At 73.0% G+C, this 26264-nt stretch carries 23 protein-coding genes and 1 riboswitch; all 23 genes read right to left on the bottom strand.

Translation table 11 applies throughout. The annotated features are described in order from the left end of the window. Positions 1-234 precede the first annotated feature (234 nt). The 23 genes from pheT to mihF all read right to left on the bottom strand — a co-directional run bounded on the left by pheT (position 235) and on the right by mihF (position 26120). Positions 235-2880, bottom strand: coding sequence for a phenylalanine--tRNA ligase subunit beta (gene pheT / locus ACG83_RS13805; protein WP_063793085.1), 2646 nt, complete (start codon positions 2878-2880; stop codon positions 235-237). A gap of 16 nt (positions 2881-2896) precedes the next feature. Further along, positions 2897-4009: a phenylalanine--tRNA ligase subunit alpha gene (pheS, locus tag ACG83_RS13800; protein WP_369812885.1), complete on the bottom strand. Its 1113-nt coding sequence runs from the start codon at positions 4007-4009 to the stop codon at positions 2897-2899. 88 nt (positions 4010-4097) lie between these two features. After that, complete coding sequence (locus tag ACG83_RS13795) at positions 4098-5228, bottom strand: HAMP domain-containing sensor histidine kinase (protein ID WP_235497965.1); 1131 nt, start codon at positions 5226-5228, stop codon at positions 4098-4100. Positions 5229-5233: 5 nt separating this feature from the next. Next, positions 5234-6196, bottom strand: a complete 963-nt coding sequence (locus ACG83_RS13790) for an RNA methyltransferase (RefSeq protein WP_076833133.1) — start codon at positions 6194-6196, stop codon at positions 5234-5236. Between the two features lie 23 nt (positions 6197-6219). Then, positions 6220-6600, bottom strand: a complete 381-nt coding sequence (rplT, locus tag ACG83_RS13785; protein ID WP_006540134.1) for a 50S ribosomal protein L20 — start codon at positions 6598-6600, stop codon at positions 6220-6222. 84 nt (positions 6601-6684) lie between these two features. Further along, the gene (gene rpmI / locus ACG83_RS13780) at positions 6685-6879 is read right to left on the bottom strand and encodes a 50S ribosomal protein L35 (RefSeq protein WP_054566644.1); all 195 of its coding nucleotides are present in this window, start codon (positions 6877-6879) and stop codon (positions 6685-6687) included. Between the two features lie 112 nt (positions 6880-6991). Then, the gene (gene infC, locus ACG83_RS13775; RefSeq protein ID WP_369812884.1) at positions 6992-7492 is read right to left on the bottom strand and encodes a translation initiation factor IF-3; all 501 of its coding nucleotides are present in this window, start codon (positions 7490-7492) and stop codon (positions 6992-6994) included. Positions 7493-8133: 641 nt separating this feature from the next. Then, a complete protein-coding gene (locus ACG83_RS13770; protein ID WP_054566643.1) occupies positions 8134-9222 on the bottom strand; it encodes an SseB family protein in 1089 nt (362 codons plus the stop codon). A gap of 46 nt (positions 9223-9268) precedes the next feature. Beyond that, entirely contained in the window at positions 9269-10099 is an 831-nt protein-coding gene (locus ACG83_RS42320; protein ID WP_083473237.1) for a cellulose synthase operon protein YhjQ/BcsQ, read from the bottom strand. A gap of 1203 nt (positions 10100-11302) precedes the next feature. Next, positions 11303-11785, bottom strand: coding sequence for a 6,7-dimethyl-8-ribityllumazine synthase (ribH, locus tag ACG83_RS13760; RefSeq protein ID WP_054566642.1), 483 nt, complete (start codon positions 11783-11785; stop codon positions 11303-11305). Next, the gene (locus tag ACG83_RS13755; RefSeq protein ID WP_054566641.1) at positions 11782-13311 is read right to left on the bottom strand and encodes a bifunctional 3,4-dihydroxy-2-butanone-4-phosphate synthase/GTP cyclohydrolase II; all 1530 of its coding nucleotides are present in this window, start codon (positions 13309-13311) and stop codon (positions 11782-11784) included. The genes ribH and ACG83_RS13755 overlap by 4 nt, the downstream gene beginning before the upstream one ends. Continuing rightward, positions 13311-13982: a riboflavin synthase gene (locus ACG83_RS13750; protein ID WP_054566640.1), complete on the bottom strand. Its 672-nt coding sequence runs from the start codon at positions 13980-13982 to the stop codon at positions 13311-13313. Before ACG83_RS13750 ends, ACG83_RS13755 begins: the two co-directional genes overlap by 1 nt. Positions 13983-14114: 132 nt before the next feature. Continuing rightward, positions 14115-14245: riboswitch (FMN riboswitch) on the bottom strand. 226 nt (positions 14246-14471) lie between these two features. After that, positions 14472-15179 carry a ribulose-phosphate 3-epimerase gene (rpe, locus tag ACG83_RS13745; protein WP_054566639.1) on the bottom strand — a complete coding sequence of 236 codons (708 nt, stop codon included), beginning with the start codon at positions 15177-15179 and terminating at the stop codon, positions 14472-14474. A 145-nt stretch (positions 15180-15324) separates the two neighbouring features. Continuing rightward, a complete protein-coding gene (locus ACG83_RS13740; protein WP_054566638.1) occupies positions 15325-16755 on the bottom strand; it encodes an RsmB/NOP family class I SAM-dependent RNA methyltransferase in 1431 nt (476 codons plus the stop codon). After that, positions 16752-17810 carry a methionyl-tRNA formyltransferase gene (gene fmt / locus ACG83_RS13735; RefSeq protein ID WP_054566637.1) on the bottom strand — a complete coding sequence of 353 codons (1059 nt, stop codon included), beginning with the start codon at positions 17808-17810 and terminating at the stop codon, positions 16752-16754. Before fmt ends, ACG83_RS13740 begins: the two co-directional genes overlap by 4 nt. Before the next feature lie 15 nt (positions 17811-17825). Beyond that, complete coding sequence (locus ACG83_RS46015; RefSeq protein WP_198955709.1) at positions 17826-17978, bottom strand: hypothetical protein; 153 nt, start codon at positions 17976-17978, stop codon at positions 17826-17828. 20 nt (positions 17979-17998) lie between these two features. Then, positions 17999-18550, bottom strand: coding sequence for a peptide deformylase (gene def / locus ACG83_RS13730; RefSeq protein ID WP_006540122.1), 552 nt, complete (start codon positions 18548-18550; stop codon positions 17999-18001). A 175-nt stretch (positions 18551-18725) separates the two neighbouring features. Then, a complete protein-coding gene (locus ACG83_RS13725) occupies positions 18726-21239 on the bottom strand; it encodes a primosomal protein N' (RefSeq protein WP_054566636.1) in 2514 nt (837 codons plus the stop codon). A gap of 442 nt (positions 21240-21681) precedes the next feature. Continuing rightward, entirely contained in the window at positions 21682-22878 is a 1197-nt protein-coding gene (gene metK, locus ACG83_RS13720) for a methionine adenosyltransferase (RefSeq protein ID WP_054566635.1), read from the bottom strand. 86 nt (positions 22879-22964) lie between these two features. Continuing rightward, positions 22965-24197: a bifunctional phosphopantothenoylcysteine decarboxylase/phosphopantothenate--cysteine ligase CoaBC gene (gene coaBC / locus ACG83_RS13715; RefSeq protein WP_076833155.1), complete on the bottom strand. Its 1233-nt coding sequence runs from the start codon at positions 24195-24197 to the stop codon at positions 22965-22967. Positions 24198-24337: 140 nt separating this feature from the next. After that, on the bottom strand, positions 24338-24622 hold the full coding sequence (gene rpoZ / locus ACG83_RS13710) for a DNA-directed RNA polymerase subunit omega (protein ID WP_018503033.1): 285 nt from the start codon (positions 24620-24622) through the stop codon (positions 24338-24340). A 152-nt stretch (positions 24623-24774) separates the two neighbouring features. After that, positions 24775-25326, bottom strand: coding sequence for a guanylate kinase (gene gmk, locus ACG83_RS13705; protein WP_054566633.1), 552 nt, complete (start codon positions 25324-25326; stop codon positions 24775-24777). 473 nt (positions 25327-25799) lie between these two features. Next, on the bottom strand, positions 25800-26120 hold the full coding sequence (gene mihF, locus ACG83_RS13700; protein WP_006540116.1) for an integration host factor, actinobacterial type: 321 nt from the start codon (positions 26118-26120) through the stop codon (positions 25800-25802). Positions 26121-26264 lie beyond the last annotated feature (144 nt).

The following is a 26264-nucleotide window of genomic DNA, read 5'->3' as shown; positions in this document are numbered from 1 at the left end:
AGTAAAGGACAGAGCCGACGCCGCCGGGGCACACTTCTACAAAGACCACTCCGGGACAACGAGGTACCGGGGTGGGAAACGGGTCGGGGTGGGTGCCAGCAGCACCCACCCCGACTCATCACCCCGGCATCCGAACCCGAGCATCCGACTCACCCAGGCATCCGACGCCTCCGCACCCGCACCCGCACCCGATCTCCGCCGGGTATGCGCGCGGACGCGGCGGGTCAGCCGCGCTCAGCCACGCAGCACCGCTCCAGTGCGGCTCGCGGCCTCGGCCACCGCCGCGTCGCGGATGTCGTTCGCCTCCCCGGCGGTCAGCGTGCGGTCGGCGGCACGCAGCCGGAGCCCGAACGCGAGCGAACGCCGACCGGGGCCGACCTGACCGCCCTCGTAGACGTCGAACAGCGACAGCGACTCCAGCAGCTCCCCGGCGCCGGCCCGCAGCGCCTCGGTCACCGCGGCGACGGGCACCTCGGCACCGGTCACCAGCGCGACATCCCGGTCAGCCGGCGGGAAGGTGGAGATCGCCGGCGCGGCGACCGCCGGCCGTTCGAGCGCCACGGCGATCAGCGCGTCGAGGTCGAGCTCCATGGCGCACGAGCGGGCCGGCAGCCCGGCGGCGCCCAGCACCCGCGGGTGCAGCTCCCCCGCGTGCCCGACGACCCGGCCGTCGACCGACAGCTCGGCGCAGCGGCCGGGATGCCACGGCAGTACGTCACCGGCGCCGACCGTGAGCTCCACCCCGACCGCCGCCGCGACGCTGTGCGCGCCGGCGACCGCGTCGCCCCAGTCGGCGGCCCGGCCCGGGCCCCACCAGCCGGCCGGCTCGCGCAGACCCGTGAGGATGACCGCCACGTGCCGTGGCTGGTCGGGCAGGACACTGTCCAGCGCGCGGATCTCGGCCTCGTTGGGCCGGCGGTCGACGGGCGGCGTGGCGACCGCGACGGCACCCCCTGCCGGCTCGCGGAAGACCAGTCCGCTCTCGAAGAGGGCGAGATCCGTCTGGCCGCGGCCGAGGTTGCGGCCAGCGGCCTCGATCAGCCCGGACAGCAGCGTCGTGCGCAGGAACGAGGCGTCCTGCGCGATCGGGTTGGTCACCCGGACGGCGGCCCGGCGCGGGTCGCCGTCGGGCAGGCTCAGGACGTCCGCGGCGTCCGCACCGACGAACGGCAGGGTCAGCACCTCGACGAAGCCGTCGGCGGCCAGCGCCCGCCCGACCGCCCGACGCAGCCGCTGCGCCTCGGTCAGCCCGCGGCCCGCGGGAACCAGCGGCAGGGTGACCGGGATCGTGTCGTAGCCCTCCAGGCGCACGACCTCCTCGACGAGGTCCGCCGGGCGCGCCAGGTCGGGACGCCACGAGGGCACCGTGACCTCGACCGTGCCCGAAGCGGCAGCACCCGACGCCGCGACATCCGAGGCCGCGGCATCCCAGGCGGGGCCGGAGACGACGGCGCCGATGTCGGCCAGCCGCCGCCGGATCACGTCGACGGGGTAGGGGCGACCGGCGAGCCGCTCCGGCTCACCCAGCGGGAAGGCGATCGTCACCGGTGCCGGCCGGTGGTCGACGTCGGTGCCGCCTGGCTCGGCGCTGGCACCGGCCAGCTCGCCCAGCAGGTCGACGGCACGCTGCGCGGCCACCGGGGCGAGCGCCGGGTCCACGCCGCGCTCGAACCGCCGTGACGCCTCGGAACCGAGGCGGTGGCGGCGGGCGGTCCGGGCGACCACGATGGCGTCGAAATGCGCCGACTCCAGCACGATGTCGGTCGTCGTCGCGGAGATCTCCGTCGCCGCGCCGCCCATCACGCCGGCGAGCGCGATCGGGCCGGAGTCGTCGGCGATCACCAGGTCCTCGGGGTCGAGCACCCGGTCGACCCCGTCAAGGGTGAGCAGACGCTCGCCGGCCCGGGCCCGACGGACGACGATCGGCCCGGAGAGCTTGGCCCGGTCGAAGGCGTGCAGCGGCTGGCCCAGCCCGAGCATCACGATGTTGGTGACGTCGACCGGGGCGGAGATCGGCCGCATCCCGGCCAGCGACAGCCGCCGGGCCCAGCCCAGCGGGGTGCGGGCGTTCGGGTCGACGCCACTGACGACGCGCGCGACGTACCGGTCGCAGGCGGCCGTGTCCTCCACCCGGACCGGGTAGCCGGCCGCACCGGCTTCCCCGCCATCGCCGGTGTCACCGGGCAGCGGGCCGGCGTCCGACGCCAGGCCACCCCACTGGCCGGGATCCCCGAAGGGCAGCCCGAACGCGGTCGCCGTCTCCCGGGCGATACCGCGCACCGACAGCCCGTACCCACGGTCGGGCGTGACGGCGATGTCGAGCACCTCGTCGCTGACGGCGAGCAGCTCGGCGACATGCGCGCCGATCGGCGTGTCCGGCGGCAGCACCAGGATCCCGCTGTGGTCCTCGCCCAGCCCGAGCTCACGAGCGGAGCAGATCATGCCGTCGCTGACATGCCCGTACGTCTTTCGCGAGCTGATCTCGAAGCCCCCGGGCAGGACGGACCCGGGCAGTGCCACCGGAACCCGGTCACCGACCTCGAAGTTGAACGCGCCGCAGATGACGCCGCGCACGCCCGGCTCGGAGACCTCGGCACCCGCCGCACCAGCCGAACCAGCCGCACCAGCCGCACCAGCCGCATCCGGCGCACCAGACGCGTCCGCCGCGCCCAGCTCCGCGACGCGGACCTGGCACCAGCGGACGTCCTTCTTCTTCGTCGGCACGACCTCGATGGAGACCACCTCGCCGACCACAACCCCGGCCAGGTCCGAACCGACGGTCTCCAGCCCCTCGACCTCGAACCCGGCGCGGATCAGTGCCTCCGCGACCGCCTTCGCCGGCGGCAGCGGGGCGCCGACCACCTCACGCAGCCAGGACATCACGATTCTCACCGGGTCAGCCCTCGATTCCGAACGGCAGGCCGAAGCGGACGTCGCCGTCGACGAAGTCCCGGATCTCACGGACGTCATGCCTGGTCATCGCCGCGCGCTCGAGGCCCATCCCGAACGCGAAGCCGCTGTAGCGGGTGGGGTCGACGCCGCAGGCACGCAGCACGTTCGGGTCGACCATGCCGCAGCCGCCGGCCTCGATCCAGCCCTCGTCCGAACAGACCCGGCACGGCTGGCGGCCCGCGTCGCCACGGCAGGCGAAGCACTGGACGTCCAGCTCGGCGGAGGGCTCGGTGAACGGGAAGAACGACGGCCGCAGCCGGGTGGACAGGCCCGAACCGAACAGGGCCTGGGCGAACACCTCCAGGGTGCCCCGCAGGTCGGCCATGGTGATGCCCTCGTCGACGGCGAGGCACTCCAGCTGGCCGAAGACCGGCGAGTGCGTCGCGTCGATCGTGTCGTTGCGGTAGGTGCGCCCCGGGCACACCACGTACACCGGCAGCGGACGGGACAGCAGCGAGCGGATCTGCACCGGCGAGGTGTGCGTGCGCAGCAGCCGACCCGACGCGGCGGGCTCGACGTAGAGGGTGTCGTGCTCGCTGCGCGCCGGGTGGTCGGGCGCCATGTTGAGCGCCTCGAAGTTGAACCAGTCGTGCTCGACCTCGGGCCCCTCCGCGACCTCGTAGCCCATGGCCACGAAGACGTCGGTGAGCCGGTCGGAGAGCAGGCTCAGCGGGTGGCGTGCGCCGTGGCGCCGGCGGTCGACGGGGAGGGTCACGTCGACGCGCTCGGCGATCAGGATCTCGGCGTCGCGGCGCGCCGTGAGCTCGGTCAGCCGGGACTCGTAGGCGGTGCGGACGGCGGCGGTGGCGGCGTTGTGCGCCCGGCCGGCCGGCGCGCGCCGCTCGCGCGGCAGCGCGCCGAGCTGGCGCCGGGCCAGCGCGAGCGGCGCGGACTGGCCGTCGACGTGCGCGGAACGCACGGCGGACAGCGCGTCCAGGCCGTCGGCCGCGGCGATGGCCGCGAGCGCGGCGGCCACGTCGGCGTCCAGCCTGTTCTGGTCCAGGGCACCGAGATCCACAGGATCAGCGGTCTCGTTGGGGGCGGGCACGATGATCATCCTCATCGGTGGGCGGCGGGCCTGCGCGGCCCGCCGAACGAATGGGTCGGTTCTCCCGGGGCGCCCGCCGGTGGTGCGTCGTGCGGCCTCAGCCGAACACGGGCCCACCAGCGGGCACGGAAAATCGGAACTCCGCCCCGCCGCCCGGCGCCTTGCCGACCGAGATCGTCCCGCCGTGTGCCTCGATCAGCGCCTTGGCGATGTACAGCCCGAGACCCGTGCCGTTGCCACGGCTCGCACCGCGCCAGAACTTGGCGAACACCCGGCTGGCGTTGGCTTCCGGCACACCCTCGCCCTCGTCCGCGACGGTCACCTCGGCACCTGTAGATGTTCCGCTGAGCACGACGGTCACAGTACCCGCGCCGTGGCGCAACGCGTTGTCGATGAGGTTGTGGAGAACCTGGTCGATCTTGTCCGGGTCGACCCACATCTCGGGCAGCTCACCGGTGAACCGGACGTCGAACCGTTCCGCCGGGGCCGAGCCGGCCGCGATCTTGCCTTCGACGACGCGCCGGACGGCCGCACGCATGTCGACGATCTGCTTGCGGATCTGGACCCGGCCGGCGTCGATGCGGGAGACGTCCAACAGCTCGGTCAGCAGCCGGGTGACGCGGTCGGCGTCGGTGTTGACCGTGTTGAGCATCAGTTTCTTCTGCTCGTCGGTGAACCTGTCCCAACGGGCGAGAAGCGTGGCGGTGAAGCCCTTCACGCTGGTCAGCGGCGAGCGCAGCTCATGGGCGACGGTGGCGATGAGGTCCGCGCGGTTGCGTTCGATCCGCTCCCTGCTGACCGTGTCCCGCAGGCAGACCGCCACCCGCACCAGCACCCCGTCGACCCGGGTGAAGCGGGCGGTCACGTTGAAGTCGTGGTCGGAGTCCGGGCCGGCGTAGGTCAGGCGACGTTCCGGCTGCCCGGTGACCCGGGGCAGGTCACGGCTCGGTTGCGAGCACTCCCACCAGTCATTGCCCCGTTCGTCGAGCAGCGGAAGGACCTCGGTGAGATGACGCCCCACCGCCTTGCCCTGCGGCAGGCCGGTCACCTTCGAGGCGGCGCTGTTGAACATCTCCACGACACCCGACGCGTCGGTGACGACCACCGGATCGGGCAGCAGGTCGAGGGTCGCCGGAGTACGCAGGTCCACCGACTCCTCCGCGGTATCGGGACCGGGACCGGGAACCTCGTTCCCGGAGAAGTCCGGCCCGGGAGCGGAAGCGACGATGCGTGTCAACGCGCCCCACCTCCACTGGCACCGGACGTAGCTGACCGCACCGCTCTCTGCGCCCGCGCCGACGCATACATACACAGCGCCGACGCAACCGCAAGATTCAGTGACTCGGCCTGACCGTACACCGGCACCCTCACCGCTGTGTCCGCGGAGGCCGCCGTCGCGGCCGTGAGGCCTCTCGCCTCGTTGCCGAAGACCCACGCGGTGGGGCCGGCAAGCACTCCCGCGGCGGCGAGTTCGTCGAGATCGCGGTCCGCGTGACCGGACGTCGCCAGGACCTGGCAGCCGAGCTCACGCAGCTCCCGCACGACCGTGGGCGCGTCGGCGGCCACGATCACCGGGAGGTGGAACAGGCTGCCCGCGGACGAGCGCACGCACTTGCCGCCGAACGGGTCGACACTGTCACCGACGAACACGACGGCATCGGCGCCGGCCGCGTCCGCCGAGCGGATCACCGTGCCGGCGTTACCCGGATCGTTCGCGCCCTCGCACACCGCGACCAGGCGCGGCCGCCCCAGATCCGCCAGCCGGTGCCCGGGCAGCTCGGCGACGCCGACGAGTCCCTGCGGGGTCACCGTCTCCGAGAGGGCTGCCGCGGCGGCATCGGTCACGAACCGGACCGGCACGCCGGTTCCGGCCATCAGCTGGCCGTGCCGCGCCAGGGCCGACTCACCGACGAACAGCTCGACCAGCGCGTCGGCCTGCAGCGCCGCGGTGACGGCCTGGGCCCCCTCGACGAGGAACAGGCCCTCCTCACGGCGCGCCGCCGCACGCCGCAGCCGCCGGGCGGCGGCGACGTGGGCGGAGCGAAGCCCGTCGAACCGGTCGGGCAACGGGCCGGCGTTCAGAACGCCCCCACCCGTGGACGGGCCGGTGGACGAAGCTTCCGACAGCCCGGTGGACGACCCCGTGAACGACGTCGACCGGCCCGCGGAGGGGCGCTGCGGGCGGCGAGACGACACCGGCGGAGGACGGCGGCGGGCTCTCAGGCGGCCGAGGCCTCGGCGGCCACGGGCAGCGCGGCGCGGGCGACCTCGACGAGCGCCGCGAAGGCGGCCGCGTCGTTGACCGCGAGATCGGCCAGGATCTTGCGGTCGACCTCGACACCGGCCAGGCGCAGGCCCTGCACGAAGCGGTTGTAGGTGAGACCGTTCGCCCGGGCGGCGGCGTTGATACGAGTGATCCACAGCTGCCGGAAGTCGCCCTTGCGCGCGCGACGATCCCGGTAGGAGTAGGTCATCGAGTGGAGCATCTGCTCCTTGGCCTTGCGGTAGAGCCGCGAACGCTGGCCCCGGTATCCGCTGGCGGCCTCGAGGACCTCGCGGCGCTTCTTCTGGGCGTTGACTGCCCGCTTCACGCGTGCCATGAGGGCACCTGTCTCCTTCGTTCGTTCACGTTCGTTCGCGTCCGGTCCGGTCGGCCGCCCTGCACGGCCACCAGACCGGAGATGTCAGCGGCCCAGCAGACGCTTGATGCGGCGGTCGTCCGCGGAGGTCAGCACAACCTCGTCGTAGAGCCGGCGGGTGCGGCGGCTCGACTTGTGCTCGAGGAGGTGGGCGCGGTTGGCGCGACGGCGCATCACCTTGCCGGTGCCGGTGACACGGAACCGCTTGCCGGCACCGGTATGGGTCTTCATCTTGGGCATGATCGCGTCCCTGTGGTGGATTTCGGATGCTCGTCTGGGCGCGCCCGTCTGGTGCCCGTGTTCATGCGCGCCTGGGCCGGTACGACGTCTGGCGACGCCGACCGGTGGTAGCTCACCCCTGGGTCGCGGACTCCGGGATTCGCTGGGGCTTGGCGGGGCCCTTGTGCGGGGCCATGACCATCGTCATGTTCCGCCCGTCCTGCTTGGGCTGGGCCTCGACGTAACCGAGATCGGCGACGTCGGTGGACAGCCGCTGCAGCAGCCGGATGCCGAGCTCGGGCCGTGACTGCTCACGCCCACGGAACATGATGGTGATCTTTACCTTGTCGCCGGCCTTGAGGAAGCGCACGACGTGACCCTTCTTGGTCTCGTAGTCGTGCGGATCGATCTTCGGTCGGAGCTTCATCTCCTTGATGACCGTCTGGACCTGGTTCTTACGAGCCTCACGACGCTTCTGGTCGGACTCGTACTTGAACTTGCCATAGTCCATCAGCTTGCAGACCGGCGGACGGGCGGTCGGCGCCACCTCGACGAGGTCGAGATCCGCCTCCTGCGCGAGGCGCATGGCCTCCCCGATGGAGACGATGCCGATCTGCTCGCCCTCCGCTCCCACGAGGCGAACCTCCGGGACGCGGATCCGGTCGTTGATGCGTGACTCTGTGCTGATGTGCGTTCCTCCGTGGCTCGACGCGCGGGCACGACCTCACCGCAGCGGAGCACCAAGCCCGGGGCAACCCAGGCTCCCGGCCGACATGCCGTGGCAACGGCTCGGCCGACCGGCGACCCGGCCACCGCGCCAGCCGGCGGGCTGGCGACCGGCCGGATCATCTCCGACGGCGGCGACGGGTGGAGGGCGAACCCCCGCTTTGACCTGGTGACGCGGGCACGACGTATGCGACTGCGCCGAAGTGGGACAGTCTGGGTGCGACTGCCGGACACGGCGACCGAAGCATGGCGTCAGTACCTGCCACCAGGTGGTCTGCAGCCCAGCGTAGCAGAGCCCGCGGCGAGGGACGATCAACAAGGGCTTCCGTCCCGATCCGCCCCACGCGCCCGGCCAGGCCAGGCCAGGGGCGACAGCCCCGCTCCGGATCCCGGTCGGTCACCGGCCGGCGTACCGCCACGATCAACGCCGAGCCATTTCCAACCCACCTCTGTCGGACACTGTCTCGGCAGGTCAGAGCCGACAACGGAACAGGTCGGAGTCAGCGACCGAAAGGCCCACTCCTGCTGGTGGCGCCGCCGGCATCCCGGTCACGACCGGGGCCGCGCGCCCAGCAGCCGAAAGCCCCGGCGCCCCGGTGGACGAACCCCCCGCCCGAGATGCGCCCGCACCGCCGGCACCTCGGTGGGGTCGACCACGAGCACCGCGGCCGCCATCTCGTCCGGGCCCTGACCTCCGCCGGTGCCGACGATCGTCGGTGCGGACGGGTCCTCCATGGCCTCCCGCAGCCGGCGCACGATCTCGGTGACCATCGCGTCGAGCTCGGCCTCCGTGTCGCTGCCACCGGACCCCCCGGCCTGCGCGCCACCGGCACGTGCGCGGGCGCCCGTGGCGGCGCCGGCACGGGCCACACCGTGCACCGCCACGGCGAGCACCGGACGTGCCTGGTGATCCGGCCCGACCGACTGCGCGAGCTCCGCCGGCCACACCTCGGTACCGGCGGGCAGACCGGCCAGCGCCGCGCGAATCCGCCGCCGGCCCCGCGCGCCCAGCGGCACCGGGCGCGGGCGCAGCAGCCCGCCGCCGCCGTCGTCAGCCACGATCACCTCGTCGCGCCGGTCGGAAGCAGCCCCGCCAGCACCCCCGCCAGTGGCCTGCGCGGCCCCGTTCGCCGCACCACCGCCGGCGCTCGCCGCCCCGGAGGAGATCCACATGCCCTCGCCGGCCCCGAACGGCCGCGGACCACGCCAGGCGGCACCCCGGGCACCGTCCTCGGTGGACGGGCGCACGTCCAGGGTGACCGGCGCCGGCCCACCGAGATCGATCACCACCGCGGCCAGACCCATGCGGACGGCCTCGGCGCAGGCATCCGGCAGCGTCACCGGCACCGGACGCACGGACGGACGCCAGGCGGCCATGACGTCGACCGAGCTGAAGACCGGCAGCGCACCAGAACCGGACGGCGTGCGCAGGGTCACCAGAACCATGTCGCTCTTCTTGTCCGCGCCGGTCACGGCATCGGTCGCGAGCGCCCTCGCCTCCACCCCGACGAACACCCGGGCCCCCGGCAGCGCCGCCGTCAGCGCGGCCCGGTCGCCAGAGCGCAGGGCGGCCAACAGCGCGGAGTCGGCAAGCCCGTCGTCACCCTGCCCGGGTGGCGTCAGCAGGTCGGGAGGCATCACACCGACTGTAGTGCCTCAATCGGCCCGTCCGGCACGGCGGCTGTCACTGATCGGCGGGGTCGGCCGCCGCGGCCAGCTCCTCGAAGGCCGCCCGGGTCCGCCGGCGCAGCCGGTACCAGTCGACGGGCCGGCAGTCCGTCAGCCCCGGGTCGAAGGGGACGGTGACCAACCGGCGAGCCCGAGCCTCGAGATCGCCCAGGCGTTGACGTGCCACCCGGGTGAGCCGGGTCGGGTAGGTCTCCACGACCGCGACCAGCACCGAGGCCTGCAGATCCGCCCGCCCGGCGGCGGCCAGCGCGGTCAGCGCATGACCCGCCGCGGCCAGCTCCGCCTCACCCGCGCGGCATGAGAGGACGACCTGGTCGCCGCGGGCGAGCAGCGTCGCGGACACCGGCTGGCTCCAGCCCGGCGGGCCATCCGCGATCACCACCTGGAACCAGCGGCCGAGCAGGTTCAGCGCGGCGGCCAGCTCGTGCGCGGTCAGCCCGGGCGCGGTGAGGTCGTGCACCCCGGGAAGCACCTCGAGACCACCGGGGCCGTCCGCCCTCAGGTAAAGCCGCAGCTCCGTGAGCGACTCGACCGGAGGCTGGGCGGTGACCAGCTCCCGCACCCCGCTGGTCCCGGAGCCCAGGCCGACCCGGTGCGTCAGCATCCCGTACTGGTCAGGGCAGGCATCCACGGCGACGACGCGCGCACCGCCGCGGGCCGCGAGCGCCAGGCCGAGCCCGGCGGCGACCGTCGTTCGGCCGCCACCGCCGCCGAATCCCCCGACCAGGACACAGCGGGTTCGGACCGCGGCGCCACGGAAGGGCGCGGGAACGATCTCTGCCCCGGGGCGCGACGGCACCGCGGGCAGGGACGCGCGGGGGGGCACGGTCCCGATCGGGGACGCCGACGGGCGCGGCAACGACAAGGCGGATGCTCGCGTTCCCAGCTGCGGGGACGGTGGCGGTGATGCCGGTGCCGGTGGCGGCGGAGGCGGCGGAGGCGGCGGAGGCGGAGGCGGCGGCGGCGGTGGCACCGGTTGTGGTTGCGGCTGCGCCGTCGGATGCGGCCTCGGTACCGGTGGGAGCGGCGGCAACGGCGCACGCTGACCGAAACCGGGAGCGAGTGCCGGTGGCACCCCGGCCGCGGCGTTCGGGGCTACGACCTGCGGCACCCAGCCGCCCCCCGCGGCGGGCTCGTGAGCACTCGCCGGAGCCGCCGGACCCGCCGACCCGTGGTCAGGTGGCCCGTGGCCAGGTGACCCATGGTCAGGTGGCCCGTGGTCAGGCCGCACCTGGTCGGGGTTCGTGGGAGAAGCCGGGCCGGGCGACACCGGCGGACCCGCGTACGCGGTGACCGGCGGTGGGGCCGCGTGCGGCGCCGGCGCTGGATTGGTCGCCGTGGCCGGCGGGTTCGTCGCCGTGGCACCGCGTTCCGGCTCGGGTCGAGGCGCCCGCGGACGACCCCGGCCCGCGCGGCGGCCGACGGTGGCCAGACCGGGCTGGGAGTCCTGCGTCATCCGCATGCCCAGCAGGGACACCGGGCGGGCATCGCCCTCGGCGTCGTCGCCGGTGTCTCCCGGGCCCGTACCGCCCGCGCCGGCTCCCGGATCCGTGCCGGAGCCGGCGCCGTACCGCTCCCGACCTGCTCCGCCGGGCTCGGACCCCTCGGAGTCGGATCGTGGTGGGAACGTCCCGCCGCCCCCGTCACGTTCGGATCCGCGGCCCGTCTCGTGCATCTGCCCCACCCCATGTGTGTCGACCGTCCGAAAGGCCGGCGCCGGTGGCGGGCCCCCCGCCCACCACCGAACCGGCCTGTCGTACCGGAACCCCGCATGAGGCGACGCGTACGCGGCAGGCCCCCCTCGAACCCGCCACCGCGACCACCGTGCGGCCACGGTACGCCCCCGGCCGCCGCGTGCCTGCGTGGACCCCGCAGCACGCGAGGTCACCGATACGGTTCGAAAACACACTCTCGCGGAAGGTGCGTCCCCACAAGTGTGACGGGCCGACACCATCGTGACGGACCGTCCACACCCGATGACAGGCCACCGACATCCCACAGGGACATGGAGTCGGGCGAGCCGGAGGTGCTACGCGAGCGCCGCGATCCCGCGCAGGACGACAGCCGTGTCCAGCGCGGCCAGCGTGGCCTCGCGCCCCTTGTCCTCCACCGACCCGGGCAGGCCGGCCCGGTCGCGCGCCTGCTCCACGGTGTCGCAGGTCAGCAGGCCGAAGCCGACCGGTACCCCGGAGTCGAGGGTGACCCGGGCCAGGCCGTCGGTGACGAACCGGCAGACATAGTCGAAGTGCGGTGTACCACCACGGATCACCGCACCCAGCGCCACCACCGCGTCGTGGCGGGAGGCCAGCGCGGCCGCCACCACCGGCAGCTCCACCGCGCCGGACACCCTGACCACGGTCGGGCCGACCGCCACCCCCGCGTCCTTGGCGGCCCGCAGCGCGCCGCCGAGCAGCGAGTCGGTGATCTCCGTGTGCCAGCGGGTCGCGACGATCGCCAGCCTGACGTCGCCGGCGTCGGGCAGTTCCTCAGCAGGTGCACCTGCGCCGCTCATCGTGCCTCCTCACACGCTCGGCCCGACCAGTCAACGCCGGCCGGCCCCGTCTTCGACCAGTGGTTCGTCTCGTGAGCGGAGGCCACGGCCTCGTCCGCGCCGACAGCCAGCGGCAGGCCCGGCAGCTCATGGCCCATCCGGTCCCGCTTCGTCGTCAGATAGCGCAGGTTCTCCGGGGTGTGCGCCACCGGCAGCCCGATCTGCTCGACGACCCGCAGGCCGTGCCGCTCCAGCCCCACCCGCTTCGTCGGGTTGTTGGTCAGCAGCCGCAGGCTGCGGACGCCCAGGTCGAGCAGCATCTGGGCGCCGGTGCCGTACTCGCGCGCGTCGGCGGGCAGACCGAGCGCGAGGTTCGCGTCGACGGTGTCATGGCCGATGTCCTGCAGCTGGTAGGCACGCAGCTTGTCGAGCAGGCCGATGCCACGCCCTTCGTGCCCGCGCACATACAGCACGACCCCGCGGCCTTCGGTCGCGACCGCGCGCAGCGACGCGTCCAGCTGGTTGCCGCAGTCGCAGCGCCGCGATCCGAAGACGTCCCCCGTCAGGCATTCGCTGTGCACTCTGACCAGGACGTTCTCTCCCGTCCCGAGATCGCCGCGGACCAGCGCGATGTGCTCGATGCCGTCACGGGTGTCCCGGAAGCCCACGGCCTGGAACAGGCCGTAGCGGGTCGGGATCTGGGCCTCGGCCAGCCGCTCGACCTGCTTCTCCGTCCGGCGGCGATAGTCGATGAGCGCCTCGATCGAGATCAGGGCCAGATTGTGCTCGCGGGCGAACACCGTCAGCTCGGGCAGCCGGGCCATGGTGCCGTCGTCGTTGACGATCTCGCAGATCGCCCCGGCCGGGCGCAGGCCGGCCAGCCGAGCGAGGTCGACCGCGGCCTCGGTGTGCCCGGGCCGGCGCAGCACGCCGCCCTCGCGGGCACGCAGCGGGAAGATGTGCCCGGGCCGGGTGAGGTCGCCGGGCTCGGTGGTCGGGTCGGCCAGCAGGCGGATGGTGCGGGCGCGGTCCGCGGCGGAGATGCCGGTCGTGACGCCGGTACGCGCGTCGACCGTGACCGTGAACGCCGTGCGCATCCGGTCGGTGTTCTGCGGGACCATCTGGTCGAGCTCCAGCCGGTCGACCTCGGCCGGGTCGAGCGGGACGCAGACCACGCCGGCGGTGTGGCGGATCATGAAGGCGAGCAGCTCGGGCGTGGCGGCCTCGGCCGCGAAGATCAGGTCGCCCTCGTTCTCACGGTCCTCGTCGTCGACGACGACCACGGGGCGGCCGGCCGCGATCTCGGCGATCGCCGTCTCGATCGTCGCGAACGGCGACCCTGCGTCGTCCGCGGGCCGAACCGTCTCACCGGCGGGGCGGGCGTGCTCGCCGGCCGCCGCCGGAGCTGCCTGCGTGGCTGGCTGCGCGGCTTCACCGACGGGCCGGCGGGCCACCGGCGCCGCCGCGTCGGGCGTTCCCGCGCCCGACAGGTGGGTGCCGGTCGGCTGGAAGGGGGCCGCGGAGTCGCCGGCCAGGTATGTGGTCATCAGTGTGATCCGTTCAGATCCGCATGCAGCTTTTCGACGTATTTGGCCAGGACGTCGACCTCTATGTTGACCTTGTCGCCGACCGCGCGGACACCCAGCGTGGTGTCGGCGAGAGTGGTCGGGATGAGGCTTACGGTGAAGCTCGCGGGCTCGTCGCCAGCCGCCGGGCGCACGTCGACCACGGTCAGGCTGACACCGTCGACGGTGACCGAGCCCTTCTCCACCAGGTAGCGGTCCAGCCGCGGCGGCAGGGCGATCCGGACGACGTCCCAGTGCTCGGCGGGCGCCCGCTCCAGGACGACGCCGACCCCGTCGACATGGCCCTGCACGAGATGCCCACCGAGGCGGTCGGACAGCCGTACCGGGCGTTCCAGGTTCACCCGGTCACCGACGGACAGCGCGCCGAGCGAGGACCTGCGCAGCGTCTCCAGCATCACGTCGGCGGTGAACACACCGGCCGGGTCCGCGGCGGGCTCGGCCGTGCCGGCGCCCTCCGCGTCCGGAGGACGGGCATAGGAGGTCACGGTGAGACATACGCCGTTGACCGCCACCGAGGCACCATGCGCCACATCGCTCAGGACGTTTCGACACTCGATGGTCAAGGACGCGGCGTCCTGCCGCGGCTCGATCGCGGTAACCACGCCGAGTTCCTCGACGATGCCGGTGAACATCCGATCCCCGCGCCTTCCCGGTCCCGGCACCACGTCCCGAGAACACAGAAAGATCACGCGGGTCAAAGCCGACGCGGCAGCGCCGACCCAACGCCGCGACGACCACACGCATGGTCGGCACGGCGGTGCCCCGCGCGCGTCCTCCCATCCGGACTTTCACCGTCGGTCCCGGAATTCCACCAGGTCCACCGGCCACCACACGGGTGGACGGGTCGCGGACTATCACCGCCGGCTCGGAATTTCACCGACCCCGGAGCGCGCGTGCTGTTGTCAGTACGCGGTCAAGTCTGACATACGACGGCCTCGGACGCTCGGGCCCACGAGCGTAATTCACGTCATTCTCCGAGGGCCCACAATCGGTACGGAGCGGCACCAACGGGCGGTCGACACGCGACCGTCGACATCGTGGCGCGACCATACGGACGCCCACCGTGAAAATCGATCAATCACTCTCGGCGTACTTTACTGAAAGTGATTAATCGATTCCGATCAGAATCCGGTCGCGGTGACGGGAGCAGGGGCGGTGAGTCGCGGGGCGGCGGCAAGCGCGAGCGCTCGCAGCGACTCGACGGCCGCGGCGGGATCCTCGAGGCCGAACACCGCCGTGCCGGCCACGAACACGTCGACACCCGCCTCGGCGGACCGTTCGATGGTCTCCCGGTTGACACCACCGTCGATCTGAAGCCACAGATCCAGCCCCCGGTCGTCGATCAGCCGACGCGCCGCGGCGATCTTCGGCAGGACCTCGTCCATGAACTTCTGACCGCCGAAGCCCGGCTCGATCGTCATCAACAGCAGCAGGTCGAACCGGTGCAGGTCGTCGAGGTAGTGCTCGACCGGGGTCGCCGGCTTCACCGCGAGCCCGGTGCGGGCCCCGGCGGCGCGGATCGCGTCGGTGGTGCGGGCGATGTCGTCGACGGCCTCGGCGTGGATCGTCACGTTCGCCGCGCCACGCTCGGCGAAGCCCGGCGCCCAGCGGTCCGGATCGTCGATCATCAGGTGGCAGTCGAGCGGAGTGTCGGTCACCCGGCGCAGCGCGTCGACGGTGTCGGGCGAGAACGCCAGGTTGGGCACGAAGTGGTAGTCCATGACGTCGACATGCAGCCAGTCCGCGTGCCCGGCCACGGCGCGCGCCGCATCGGCGATTCGCCCGAAGTCGGCGGCGAGCATGCTGGGATAGATCTGCGCGGTTGCCACGCGAGCGAGCGTATCCACTGCGGTCCACCGCTGAACCAGCGCTGTGAGGAGGACCTGATTCCTCCTCGTGCCGGATCAGTGAGCATCTGCCGTCTCGCGCCATGGCCGCCGGATACCGCGAGTCGGAATCGACGGCGGAAAAGGCTCAGTCGCTCCGGCGCCGCAGCAGTGCCAGGAACATCGCGTCGGTCCCGTGCAGATGTGGCCAGAGCTGGACGAACGGGCCCGAGCCGAGGCTGTCCGCCGGCACGTCGGCGAAGGCCGGCGAGCGACGCGCGTCGAGCGTGACGACGTCCGCCCGCTGCCCGACGACGGCGCTGACCACCTCGGACGTCTCCTCCCGGTGCGGTGAGCAGGTCACGTAGGCGACGACCCCACCGGGGCGGACGAGATCCAGCGCGCTGACGAGAAGCTGTCGTTGCAGCGGCGCCAGCACCGCGATGTCGGCGGGGGTGCGCCGCCACCGCGCCTCGGGCCGGCGCCGCAACGCGCCCAGCCCGGAGCAGGGGACGTCCACCAGCACCCGATCCGCGGTACCCGGGCGCACCGGTGGCATCCGGCCGTCCGCACGCACGACGTGGGCGGCCGGGAAACCGGCGAGAGACGCCGCGACCAGCCCGGCACGGGCGGCACGGGGCTCGAGCGCCAGCAGCCCCTCCCCTGGCGACCGCTCGGCGGCGAGAACGGCCGCGAGCAGAGCGGCCTTGCCGCCCGGGCCGGCGCACAGGTCCACGGTCAGCCCGCTGCTCCGGCCTACCATCGGCACCGCGGCGAGAGCGAGGGCCATGAGCTGGCTGCCCTCGTCCTGCACCGCGGCATCGCCGGCCACGACGGCGCCGAGCGCCCCCGGATCACCGTCTTCGAGGTGGACGGCGTACGGCGAACAGGCCCCGCGGTGGGCCTGCAGACCGGCCGCCGTCGCCTGTGCCACCAGCTCGTCGACTCCGATCCGGCCGGGCCGGGCGACGAGATGAACCCCTGGCCGCTGGTCGTTGGCCGCCAGCGCCGCCTGGGCGCCGGCCACGTCGCCGTCCAGCGCCTCCAGCACAACCTCGACGATCCACCGCGGATGCGCCGAGACCACCGAGAGATGACCGACCGGGTCCACGGAGACGTCCGGTGCGGACAGCAGGACCGCCACGTCGCCCGCGGTCTCCTCGACCCGGGCCGCGACCCGGCGCAGCACCGCGTTCGCGAACCGCACCGGGCGCTCCCCGCAGGTGGCGCGGACCAGCTCGACCGTCGACGCGACGGCCGCCCGGGCCGGCACCCGTGTCGAGAGCAGCTGATAGGTGCCCAGGCGCAGCGCGTCCCGCACCGGTGGGTCCACGGTGTCCACCGGGCGGCTCGTCACCGTGCCGAGCACACCGTCGAGCGTGCCCTGCGCGCGCAGCGAGCCGTAGGTCAGCTCGGTCGCGAACCCACGGTCGCGCGGGGAGAGCCGGCGCCGGTTCAGCAGCGCGGGCAGCATGAGGTTCGCGTAGGCGCCACGCTCGTCGACGGCGCGCAGCACCTCCCAGGCGAGCAGGCGGGCCGGATCGGCCGCCCCGCCGCGCCGCGGCGCCGACGTGTTCATGAGAAGGCCTCCTCCAAGCTGGGGCGCAGGCCGCGGATCCAGTCCGCGGCGGGCATCGCGCCCCGCCCTTCGGGACGGACCTCGCCGAGAGCCACCGGAACGGTTCCCGTGCCCACGAGCACGGCACCGTTCCCGGCCATCACGATCCGCCCGGGCGGCAACGACCCGTCGTCGCCCGCGGCGCCGCCGTTCGGGATGCCACCGTTCGGGGTCCCGGGATTCGGGCTGCCGGTGTTCGGGCTGCCGCTGTTCGGGCTGCCGCTGTTCGGGCTGCCGCTGTTCGGGCTGCCGGTGTTCGGGCTGCCGAGCCGCACCGGGCCGAGCTTCACCCGCCGGTCCCGCAGCGTCGTCCAGGCCCCCGGCGCCGGGGTCGCCGCGCGCACCAGCCGGTCGATCGCCACCGCGGGCTGCGACCAGTCGACCCGGACGTCGTCGACCGTGAGCTTCGGGGCCAGCGAGACCCCGTCGGCGGGCTGCGGACGTGCCTCGACCGAACCGTCCTCGATGCCGTCGAGCACTGCCACCAGCAGCCGGGCGCCGGCGATCGCCAGCCGCTCCAGCAGGTCACCGGAGGTGTCGCTGGGACGGATGCGCTCGGTCAGCACCCCGTAGACCGGGCCGGTGTCCATGGCCGGCTCGATCTGGAAGACGCTCGCACCGGTGAGGTCGTCGCCGGCGAGCACGGAACGCTGGACCGGCGCCGCTCCCCGGTAGGCGGGCAGCAGCGAGAAGTGCAGGTTCACCCAGCCGTGCTTGGGGATCTCCAGTGCCGGGGCGGGCAGCAGTGCTCCGTAGGCGACGACCGGGCAGCAGTCCGGGGCGATCTCGCCGAGCCGGCCGAGGAACTCCGGATCCCCGGCCCGGGCCGGGGAGAGCACCTCCAGCCCACGTTCGCCCGCCAGCTCATGCACGGGCGACGGGCGGACACGCCGGCCACGGCCAGCCGGGCGGTCGGGCCGCGTCACCACGGCGACGACCTGGTGGCGCGGGCTGTCCAGCAGCGCGCGCAGGCTCGGGATCGCCACGTCGGGAGTGCCGGCGAAGACAAGACGCATGACCGCAGCAGCTCCTCAGCGCCGGTCCCGGGGCGGATCCGCAGCAGCCGCCGATCCGATCGTCCCCACCATCATCACGATCATCGAACTCGCGGTGGACCCGATCGTGGAACCGATCACCGTGCCCACCACCGAACCACTCGCCGTCGCCGCCAGCAGCGCGGCCATTATGATCTTCGCGTGGAGGCTCAGCGCCCGCGGCCGAACAGCGGGTGCGGCGAGACCTTCACGGTGGGCTTCGGCTCGTTCGCCCACTCCGCCTCGCGGATGGCCTTCATCGCCGCCCGCTTCGTCTCCTTGTCGAGGCGGTCGATGAAGAGGATCCCGTCGAGGTGATCGGTCTCGTGTTGCAGGCACCGGGACAGGATGCCACTGCCCTCGATCGTCACCGGGTCACCGTGAACGTTCTGCCCCACCGCGAGGACGCGTTCCGGGCGACGGAGATCGAACGACAGCCCGGGAAGGGACAGACATCCCTCCTCACCGTCCATCATCTCCTCGCTGAACGGCCCCAGCACCGGGTTGACCAGGTGGCCCACCTCGTCGGAGTCGTCCAGATAGGTGAAGACACGCAGGGAAACCCCGAGCTGTGGGGCGGCGAGCCCGACACCACCGGCCTCGTTCATGGTCTCGGCCAGGTCGTCGACCAGACGGCGCAGCTCCCGGTCGAAGGTCGCCACCGGGTCGGCGACCGTGCGCAGCACCGGATCCCCCAGCAGGCGGATGTCACGGACGGACACGGCCACTCCCTGAATGTCGTCAACTGAACGTCGTCAACTCGCTGGGCAGGGCCACTGGCACCGGCGCCGCCAGGCGTCCCGAACCGGGCTCACCCGGATGACACCGGACAGCGATCGCCGCCGGATCAGTGAGATCGGACAGCCTCATGCTACGGGGTCGGCCATCGACCGCGGATCAGCCGATCATCAGCGGATCGAGCTGGACCCGCACCCGGTCCGCGCGGCGGGCGTCAAGTGTGCCGCGGGCCGCCCGCAACGCCCGGGCCAGCTCAGCGCCCTGATGCCGCCGGACCCGGATGATCAGGCGCTCGACCTCCTCGCCCGGTTCCAGATCGTGCGCGGCGACCGTGTGCTGTTCCTCGGCCGCACCGCCCTCCCCCGCGCCACCGCCTTCCACCCGATCCGGCCCGGTCTGGCGGCCGGGGCGCGCGGGATGCGCGGGGCGGGCGGGCCGGGTGCCGCCGGAGACCCGGCGCGTTACCGGAACCGGTACCGGGCCGAGCACGTCCGCGCCGGCCGGCAGCCTGGCCGCGGCGAGCAGCTCGCCAAGCGCGGCCGGGGTGCCCTCGACGGCCGCGACCCGGCTGGCGGGCGGAAAACCCAGCTCGGCACGTTCATCGGCCTCACGCCCGACGAACTGAGCGGGATCCCACCGCACCAGCGCCTGGACCGGGCCGAGGCCGAGATCGGCCGCGACCACCACGAGACCACCGGCCTCGGCGGGCCGGGCCAGCGCGGCGGCCGCCAGCCATCTGCGCAGGCTCTCCTCCCCCGCGCGCAGATCGGGCCGGCCCAGCAACGCCCAGCCGTCCAGCAGGAGGACGGCCCCGTAGCCGCCGGCCGCGACCGGCTCGGCGCCCGGCGTCGCGATGACCAGCATGGGCTCCCCCGGCACCGTGGCCAGCACGGCTTCCCGCCCCGAGGTGCGAACCGGCACTCCGGGAAACGCCCGGCCCAGCTCCTCCGCCGTGCGGCGATCACCGACAACCGAGGCTCGCAGCTGGTCGCCGCCGCAGTTCCCGCACCGCCAGCCGCCCGTGGGCCGCCCCGCCTGCCCCGCCCGGGTGGGGTCGGCCGGCCGAGGAACCGGCCGGCCGCACCAGCGGCACGCCAGCGCGGCCGCGGACGAGGTACGCCCGAGTGGCCCCGAGCAGGCCCGGCAGCGGGCTGGGCGACGGCAGCGCGCGCAGGCGATCGACGGCTGGTAGCCGCGTCGGGGCACCTGGACGAGCGCCGGCACGCCCGCGGCGAGGGCGGCCCGCACCGCCCGGACCGCGAGCGACGGCAGGCGGGCGGCCCTGGCCGCCGGGTCGATCGACGCCTCGAAGTCGGAGCCGACCGGCTCGACGCGCGGAGCGAGCCGCCGCAGGGCGTCTCGGCCGGGCCCGAGCCGGCCCGCCCAGCCGACCCGGACCAGTGCCTCGGCCTCCACCGACGGGGAGAAGCCGCCGACGAGAACCGCGCAGCCTTCCTCCCGGGCGCGCAGGACCGCGACGTCCCGGGTGTGCGGGTAGGGGGCACGCGGCTCGGCGTGCAGGTCATCGCCGTCGTCCCACACCACCAGCAGGCCGAGGTCCACCACCGGCGCGAAGATCGCCGCCCGGGTACCCACCACCACCCGAGCCTGGCCGCGGCGGACGGCGAGGAAACGCCGGTACCGCTCCTCGGGACCGAGGTCGGCCCGCAGCACCAGCGGTGGTGACGGGTCGACGGCCGAAACGCCCGTCGACACCGAGCCCACCGACACCGAGCCCACCGACACCGAGCCCATCGACGACGAGGCCAGCGAGCCGGCCAGGGCCGCGGCGACCCGGTCGACATCCCGATGGTCCGGGACGACGACGAGCGCGCCACGGCCGGACGCAGCGGTCGCCGCGACGGCGGAGGCGATCATCTCCGGCCAGGACGGGCCGGGGGGCGCCCACCACACGGCGCGCGGCGAGGCGCCGCTCGCGAGCGCGCGCAGGAAGGCGGGGCCGTCCGGGCAGATCGACCAGTCCGCCCGGCCGGGCTCGGGAACGGATTCGGTCACCGCCGGCGGACCCTGCCGGCCAGCCGAACCACCGGCCTGTCCACCGGCCGAACCGTCGGCATGGGACGCGACGGCTCCGCCATCCCGCGGCGGGCCCGCCGTCTCGGCCCGGGCGTGCCGAGGCGGGACCGCGAGCCGCAGCACGTCGGCCATCGTTCCCGCGTATCGGTCGGCGACAGACCGGGCCAGCCTCGCGATCGGCGGCGACAACACGGACACCGGGGACACCGATCGGGCGATCGGAGCCAGCCGCCCCTCGTGGTCGGAGCTGGCGCACCGCTCCAGCACGATTCCGTCCACCAGACGCCCGGCGAACCGGACCCGCACCCGTGAGCCCGCCACCACCGCGGCGGCCAGCGAGGCCGGGACCAGGTAGTCGAACGGCCGGTCGAGATGGACCAGCGGGGTGTCGATCACGACACGGGCGACCGGCAGCTCGTCAGCCACCGCGACGGGGCCCTGCTTACCTTTGGCCGTTCGTCCGCCTGTGCCCGCTCGTGCTCCGCGCCCGGCGCCGGTCGGCCTGGCGGACCGATCCGCGCCCGCGGCGCTGGCAGTGCCCGTGGAACCACCAGCGCCCGTGGAACCACCAGCGCCCGTGGAGCCACCAGTGCTCGGGCCTTCGAGGCCCGGGATCACCGCGCTCCCGTCGTCCACCAAGCATTCGTACCAGCCGGGCCCCACGGAACCAGAGCGCGGCCGGGCCACTTCAGCGACGGATCACCGAACGGCCACGGATCATCGCGCAGCGGGCACACGCATCGCTGAACGCCACCCGCGCGCACCCGAACGCCGCCGGGCCACCCACCACACAACGCCGTCAATCCACCAACAACAAGGGCGCAGAGTCACCTGGCAGTCCGCAAGACTTGAGGATTTTGGTCGTTCTCATAGCCAAAATCCTCAAGTCTTACTCGGCAGCGACCTTGAGGGGGCGGCGGCAACGACGGCGACGAGGGTGGTAGCCCGGGCCACCGCGCTTGTGCCGGAGCCGCCGGTCCGCATCCTGGTAGCCGCGGACCACAGGTCACAACAGCCCGGGGCGGGTCCTGGCCGGCTGGCCCAGGACCCGCCCCGGGGACTTACGAAAGCGTGCTGGTCAGCCCTTGACGGCCGCGGCCAGGGAGTCGGCACGCGAGGTCGACTCCCAGGTGAAGTCGAGCTCGGGACGGCCGAAGTGGCCGTAGGCCGCCGTCTGCGCGTAGATCGGGCGGAGCAGGTCGAGGTCACGGACGATGGCGGCCGGGCGAAGGTCGAAGACCGCGGTGACGGCGTCCTGGATCTGGGCGTCCGGCACCTTGCCCGTCCCGAAGGTCTCCACGAACAGACCGACCGGGTGGGCCTTTCCGATCGCGTAGGCGACCTGCACCTCGCAGCGGCTCGCGAGGCCCGCGGCCACCACGTTCTTGGCGACCCAGCGCATGGCGTAGGCGGCCGACCGGTCGACCTTGGACGGGTCCTTGCCGGAGAACGCGCCGCCGCCGTGCCGGGCGTAGCCGCCGTAGGTGTCGACGATGATCTTGCGCCCGGTGAGGCCGGCGTCGCCCATCGGGCCACCGATCTCGAAACGCCCGGTCGGGTTCACCAGCAGCCGGCGGCCCTCGGTGGCGATCTCCAGCAGCGCCAGCTCGGGCTCGACGACGTACTCGGCGACGTCGGGCGCGAGCAGCGTGTCGAGGTCGATGTCCGCGGCGTGCTGCGAGGAGACGACGACCGTGTCGAGCCGGACCGGCTTGCCGTCCTCGTACTCGATGGTCACCTGGGTCTTGCCGTCCGGACGCAGGTAGCCGACCTGACCGTCCTTGCGGACCGCCGACAGCCGACGAGCGAGGCGGTGCGCCAGCGCGATCGGCAGCGGCATCAGCTCGGGCGTCTCGTCGCAGGCGAAGCCGAACATCAGGCCCTGGTCGCCGGCACCCTGACGGTCGAGGTCGTCCTCGGTCGAGCCACCGACCCGCGCCTCGTGCGCCGTGTCGACACCCTGGGCGATGTCGGGCGACTGGGCGCCGATGGAGACGCTCACGCCGCAGGACGCGCCGTCGAAGCCCTTCTTGGAGGAGTCGTAGCCGATCTCCAGGATCCGCTCACGAACCACCGAGGCGATGTCGACGTAGGTCTTGGTGGTCACCTCACCGGCGACATGCACCTGGCCGGTGGTGATCAGGGTCTCCACGGCGACCCGGCTCTTCGGGTCGTCCTTGAGCATGGCATCGAGAATCGAGTCGCTGATCTGGTCAGCGATCTTGTCCGGGTGCCCCTCCGTGACGGACTCGGACGTGAAAAGGCGCGTCGCCACTGGAATTACCCCCTGGGAGATCAGGACTGATACCGACGCAGTTTACCGAGGTTGAATCAGTAGTAGGCGCACCACCCACGGCGGGCTCATCCGAGCATACCGACAACATGATCGAAAATGCGGTGCGCGAGCAGGTCCTTGCTCATCAGCGGGACGTCCGTCGCTGTGCCGGCCCGGTCCAGCAGCACAGCGCTGTTGTGCTCGACCTCGAAGCCGAGCCCGGCGCCCACCTGGTTGACCACCAGGAGGTCCACCGGTTTGCGGGCGAGCTTGGCCCGGGCGAGCTCCAGCACCCCGCCGTCGGGGCCGCCGGTCTCCGCCGCGAACCCCACCAGGACCTGGCCCGGCCGCCGGTCGCGGACGAGCTCCGCGAGCACGTCGGGATTACGGGTCAGCTCGATGCTCTCCGGCGCCCCGGCATCCTTTTTGATCTTGTACTGATGCTCCGCCGCGGGCCGGAAGTCGGCGACCGCGGCCGCCATGATCACCACATCGGCGCCCGGCGCGCGCTCATGCACCGCGGTCCGCAGCTGCTCCGCCGAACCGACCCGCAGGATGGACGCACCCGCGACGTCGGACAGCGCCACGTTCGCCGCGACGACGGTGACCTCCGCCCCGCGGGCCACCGCGGCCCGGGCCAGCGCGTACCCCTGCCGGCCGCTGGAGGCGTTCCCGAGGAAACGCACGGGGTCGAGGTACTCACGGGTGCCGCCGGCGCTGATGAGAACGCGCCGGCCGGCGAGATCGGGCCGGGCGCCGCCGGCACCACGGGCGAGGACCGCCCGGGCGACCGCGGCGATCTCCACCGGGTCCGGCAGCCGGCCCGGGCCGGAGTCCGCTCCGGTCAGCCGCCCGACCGCCGGCTCCAGCACCAGGACGCCCCGCTCCCGCAGGAGCGCCACGTTCGCCCGGGTCGCCGGGTGCTGCCACATCTCGGTGTGCATCGCCGGAGCGAAGATCACCGGGCAGGTCGCGGTCAGGAGGGTGCCGGTGAGCAGGTCGTCGGCGCGGCCGGCCGCGGCACGTGCCATCAGGTCGGCGGTGGCCGGCACGACCAGCACGAGGTCGGCCTCCCGGCCGACCCGGACATGCGCGACGTCCTCGGCATCGGTGAACAGGTCGGTGCTGACCGGCTGCCCGGACAGCGCCGCCCAGGTGACCTCGCCGACGAACCGCAGTGCGGCCGCCGTCGGGACGACGCGCACCTGGTGCCCGGTCTCGGTCAGCTGGCGCAGAACCTCGACGGCCTTGTACGAGGCGATCCCACCGGACACTCCGAGGACCACCCTGGGCCGCCGGCCGGCGTCACCCGAGGGCACCTCCCCGGGGGGCGGTGGCGGCGACGAAGGCGGTGTGGGTGACACGGGCGGTGTGGGTGACACCGGCGTGTCACCCACCGAGTGCCGCGGGCCGGTGCACGGCCCCGGTCGTCACGGCGAACACCGGCGAGGCTGCCCGGTCAGGAGACCGGAGGCAGCGGGTCGGTGATCGTCTCGTGGGTGAGCAGGCCCGAGTTGATCTCGCGAAGCGCGATCGACAGCGGCTTCTCCTGCGCACTCGTCGTCTCGACGAGGGGGCCGACATACTCCAGGAGGCCCTCACCGAGCTGGGAGTAGTAGGCGTTGATCTGACGAGCCCGCTTGGCGGCGTAGATCACGAGGCTGTACTTGGAGTCGGTGGCCTCGAGCAGCTCGTCGATCGGCGGGTTGGTGATGCCCTCAGGCTGGGCGACGGTACCGGACACGGTGTCCTTCCGGGTGGGGCGATGGGAGGCCGCGCCACGGCGGGCGCGGGCCGGGCCCTTGGGTACAGCGATGCCGTGGGTACAGCGGTGTCGTACGTGCACGCGGTGCCACACGTACACAGCGCCGGACGTACACAGCGTCGCTCGTCACACTAGTGTGACGAGCTGGTCATCAAGCCTACCAACCGCTCCGCGGCGGCTGTGACCTCGTCGTTCACGATGACCTCGTCGAACTCCGTCTCGGCGGCGAGCTCGATGCGGGCTCGGTCGAGACGCCGCCTGATGACGTCGTCCCCCTCCGTGCCCCGCCCGGTGAGACGACGGACGAGCTCGTCCCACGTGGGCGGGGCGAGGAAGACGAAACGGGCCTGCGGCATGGCGGACCTGACCTGCCGTGCGCCCTGCAGCTCGATCTCCAGCAGGCAGGGCGCACCGGCGGCGATCCGCTCCTCCAGTGGCCCGCGGGGGGTGCCGTAGGCGTGCCCGGCGAACATCGCGTGCTCGACGAACTCACCCACCTTGACCATGTGGGCGAACTCCTCGGCGTCGACGAAGTGGTACTCGACGCCGTCGGTCTCACCCGGTCGCGGCGCGCGTGTCGTCACGCTGACGGACACCCAGACCTCCGGGTGCAGCCGGCGGACAGCGGCAACGATCGTGCCCTTGCCCACTCCCGACGGCCCCGACAACACGGTGAGTCCCATTCCGACACCTTAGAGCCCGCCCACCGGGCGGCGCAGGTTCGGTGGTGGGCACGTCGGCGCCCCGGCCGTGGCCGGGGCGCGGCGCCGGCGAACATCCACCGCCGCCCTGCCGTCAGCAGACGGAGGATCGTCATCTAGATGCCATCAAAGTACGGGTTCCCGCACTCACCTCAGTGGTATGCGAGCCCAAAGGGTTCCCGGTCGGGTAGCCCAACGGATGGCACCCGACCGGCGCGCCTAACGGATGCGAGCGTCATCAGCATGCCGGGGGCTTTGGGTCCCGGCATTCGATGAGAACGCATCGGCGTCCCGCCGGCGATTGAGCAACCGAAGCGATTGACGCAACGCAATGAACTGCCGTGACACCGGAACGTGTCGACGCCTCGCGGCATCAACACCAACAGGTGAAGACCGTCACGGGCCGTTACCGGTGTTCCCGGGAACGCAGGTCCATCACGCCGCGCCACGGTCACTCATGCGCCGGCGCCGAACTCCTCCAGGAGCGCGGCACGCTGCTTGGCCCCGAGCCCGCGCAGGCGGCGGGTGGGGCTGATTCCAAGTCGCTCCCGGATCTTCTGGGCCCGAACTCGGCCCACCCCGGGAAGCGACTCCAAGACCGCGGAAACCTTCATCTTGCCGACGACCTCATCGCCATCCGCGAGCTCGAGAACCGCGGCAAGACTGATCTCCCCCTTCTTCAACCGCTCCTTGAGTTCGGCGCGCTGCTTACGAGCCAGCGCAGCTTTCTCGAGGGCGGCGGCCCTCTGCTCGGGCGTCAGGGGCGGCAGGGTCACGGGTACGCCTCCTCAATGAGCCTTTTCAATCTTGGTTTGTCTGATTCTCCCGGCGGTTAAGGGTCACCAATTGACGAATTGAACGGGAACCGGCTCGGGCCGTTCCATCATCTGGCGACGGCAATAGTTGGTCGGGCGGCGGGC

The sequence above is a fragment of the Frankia sp. R43 genome (assembly GCF_001306465.1).
In the GTDB taxonomy this organism is placed as follows: Bacteria; Actinomycetota; Actinomycetes; order Frankiales; family Frankiaceae; genus Parafrankia; species Parafrankia irregularis.
This window is presented reverse-complemented; position numbering and strand designations above follow the sequence as displayed.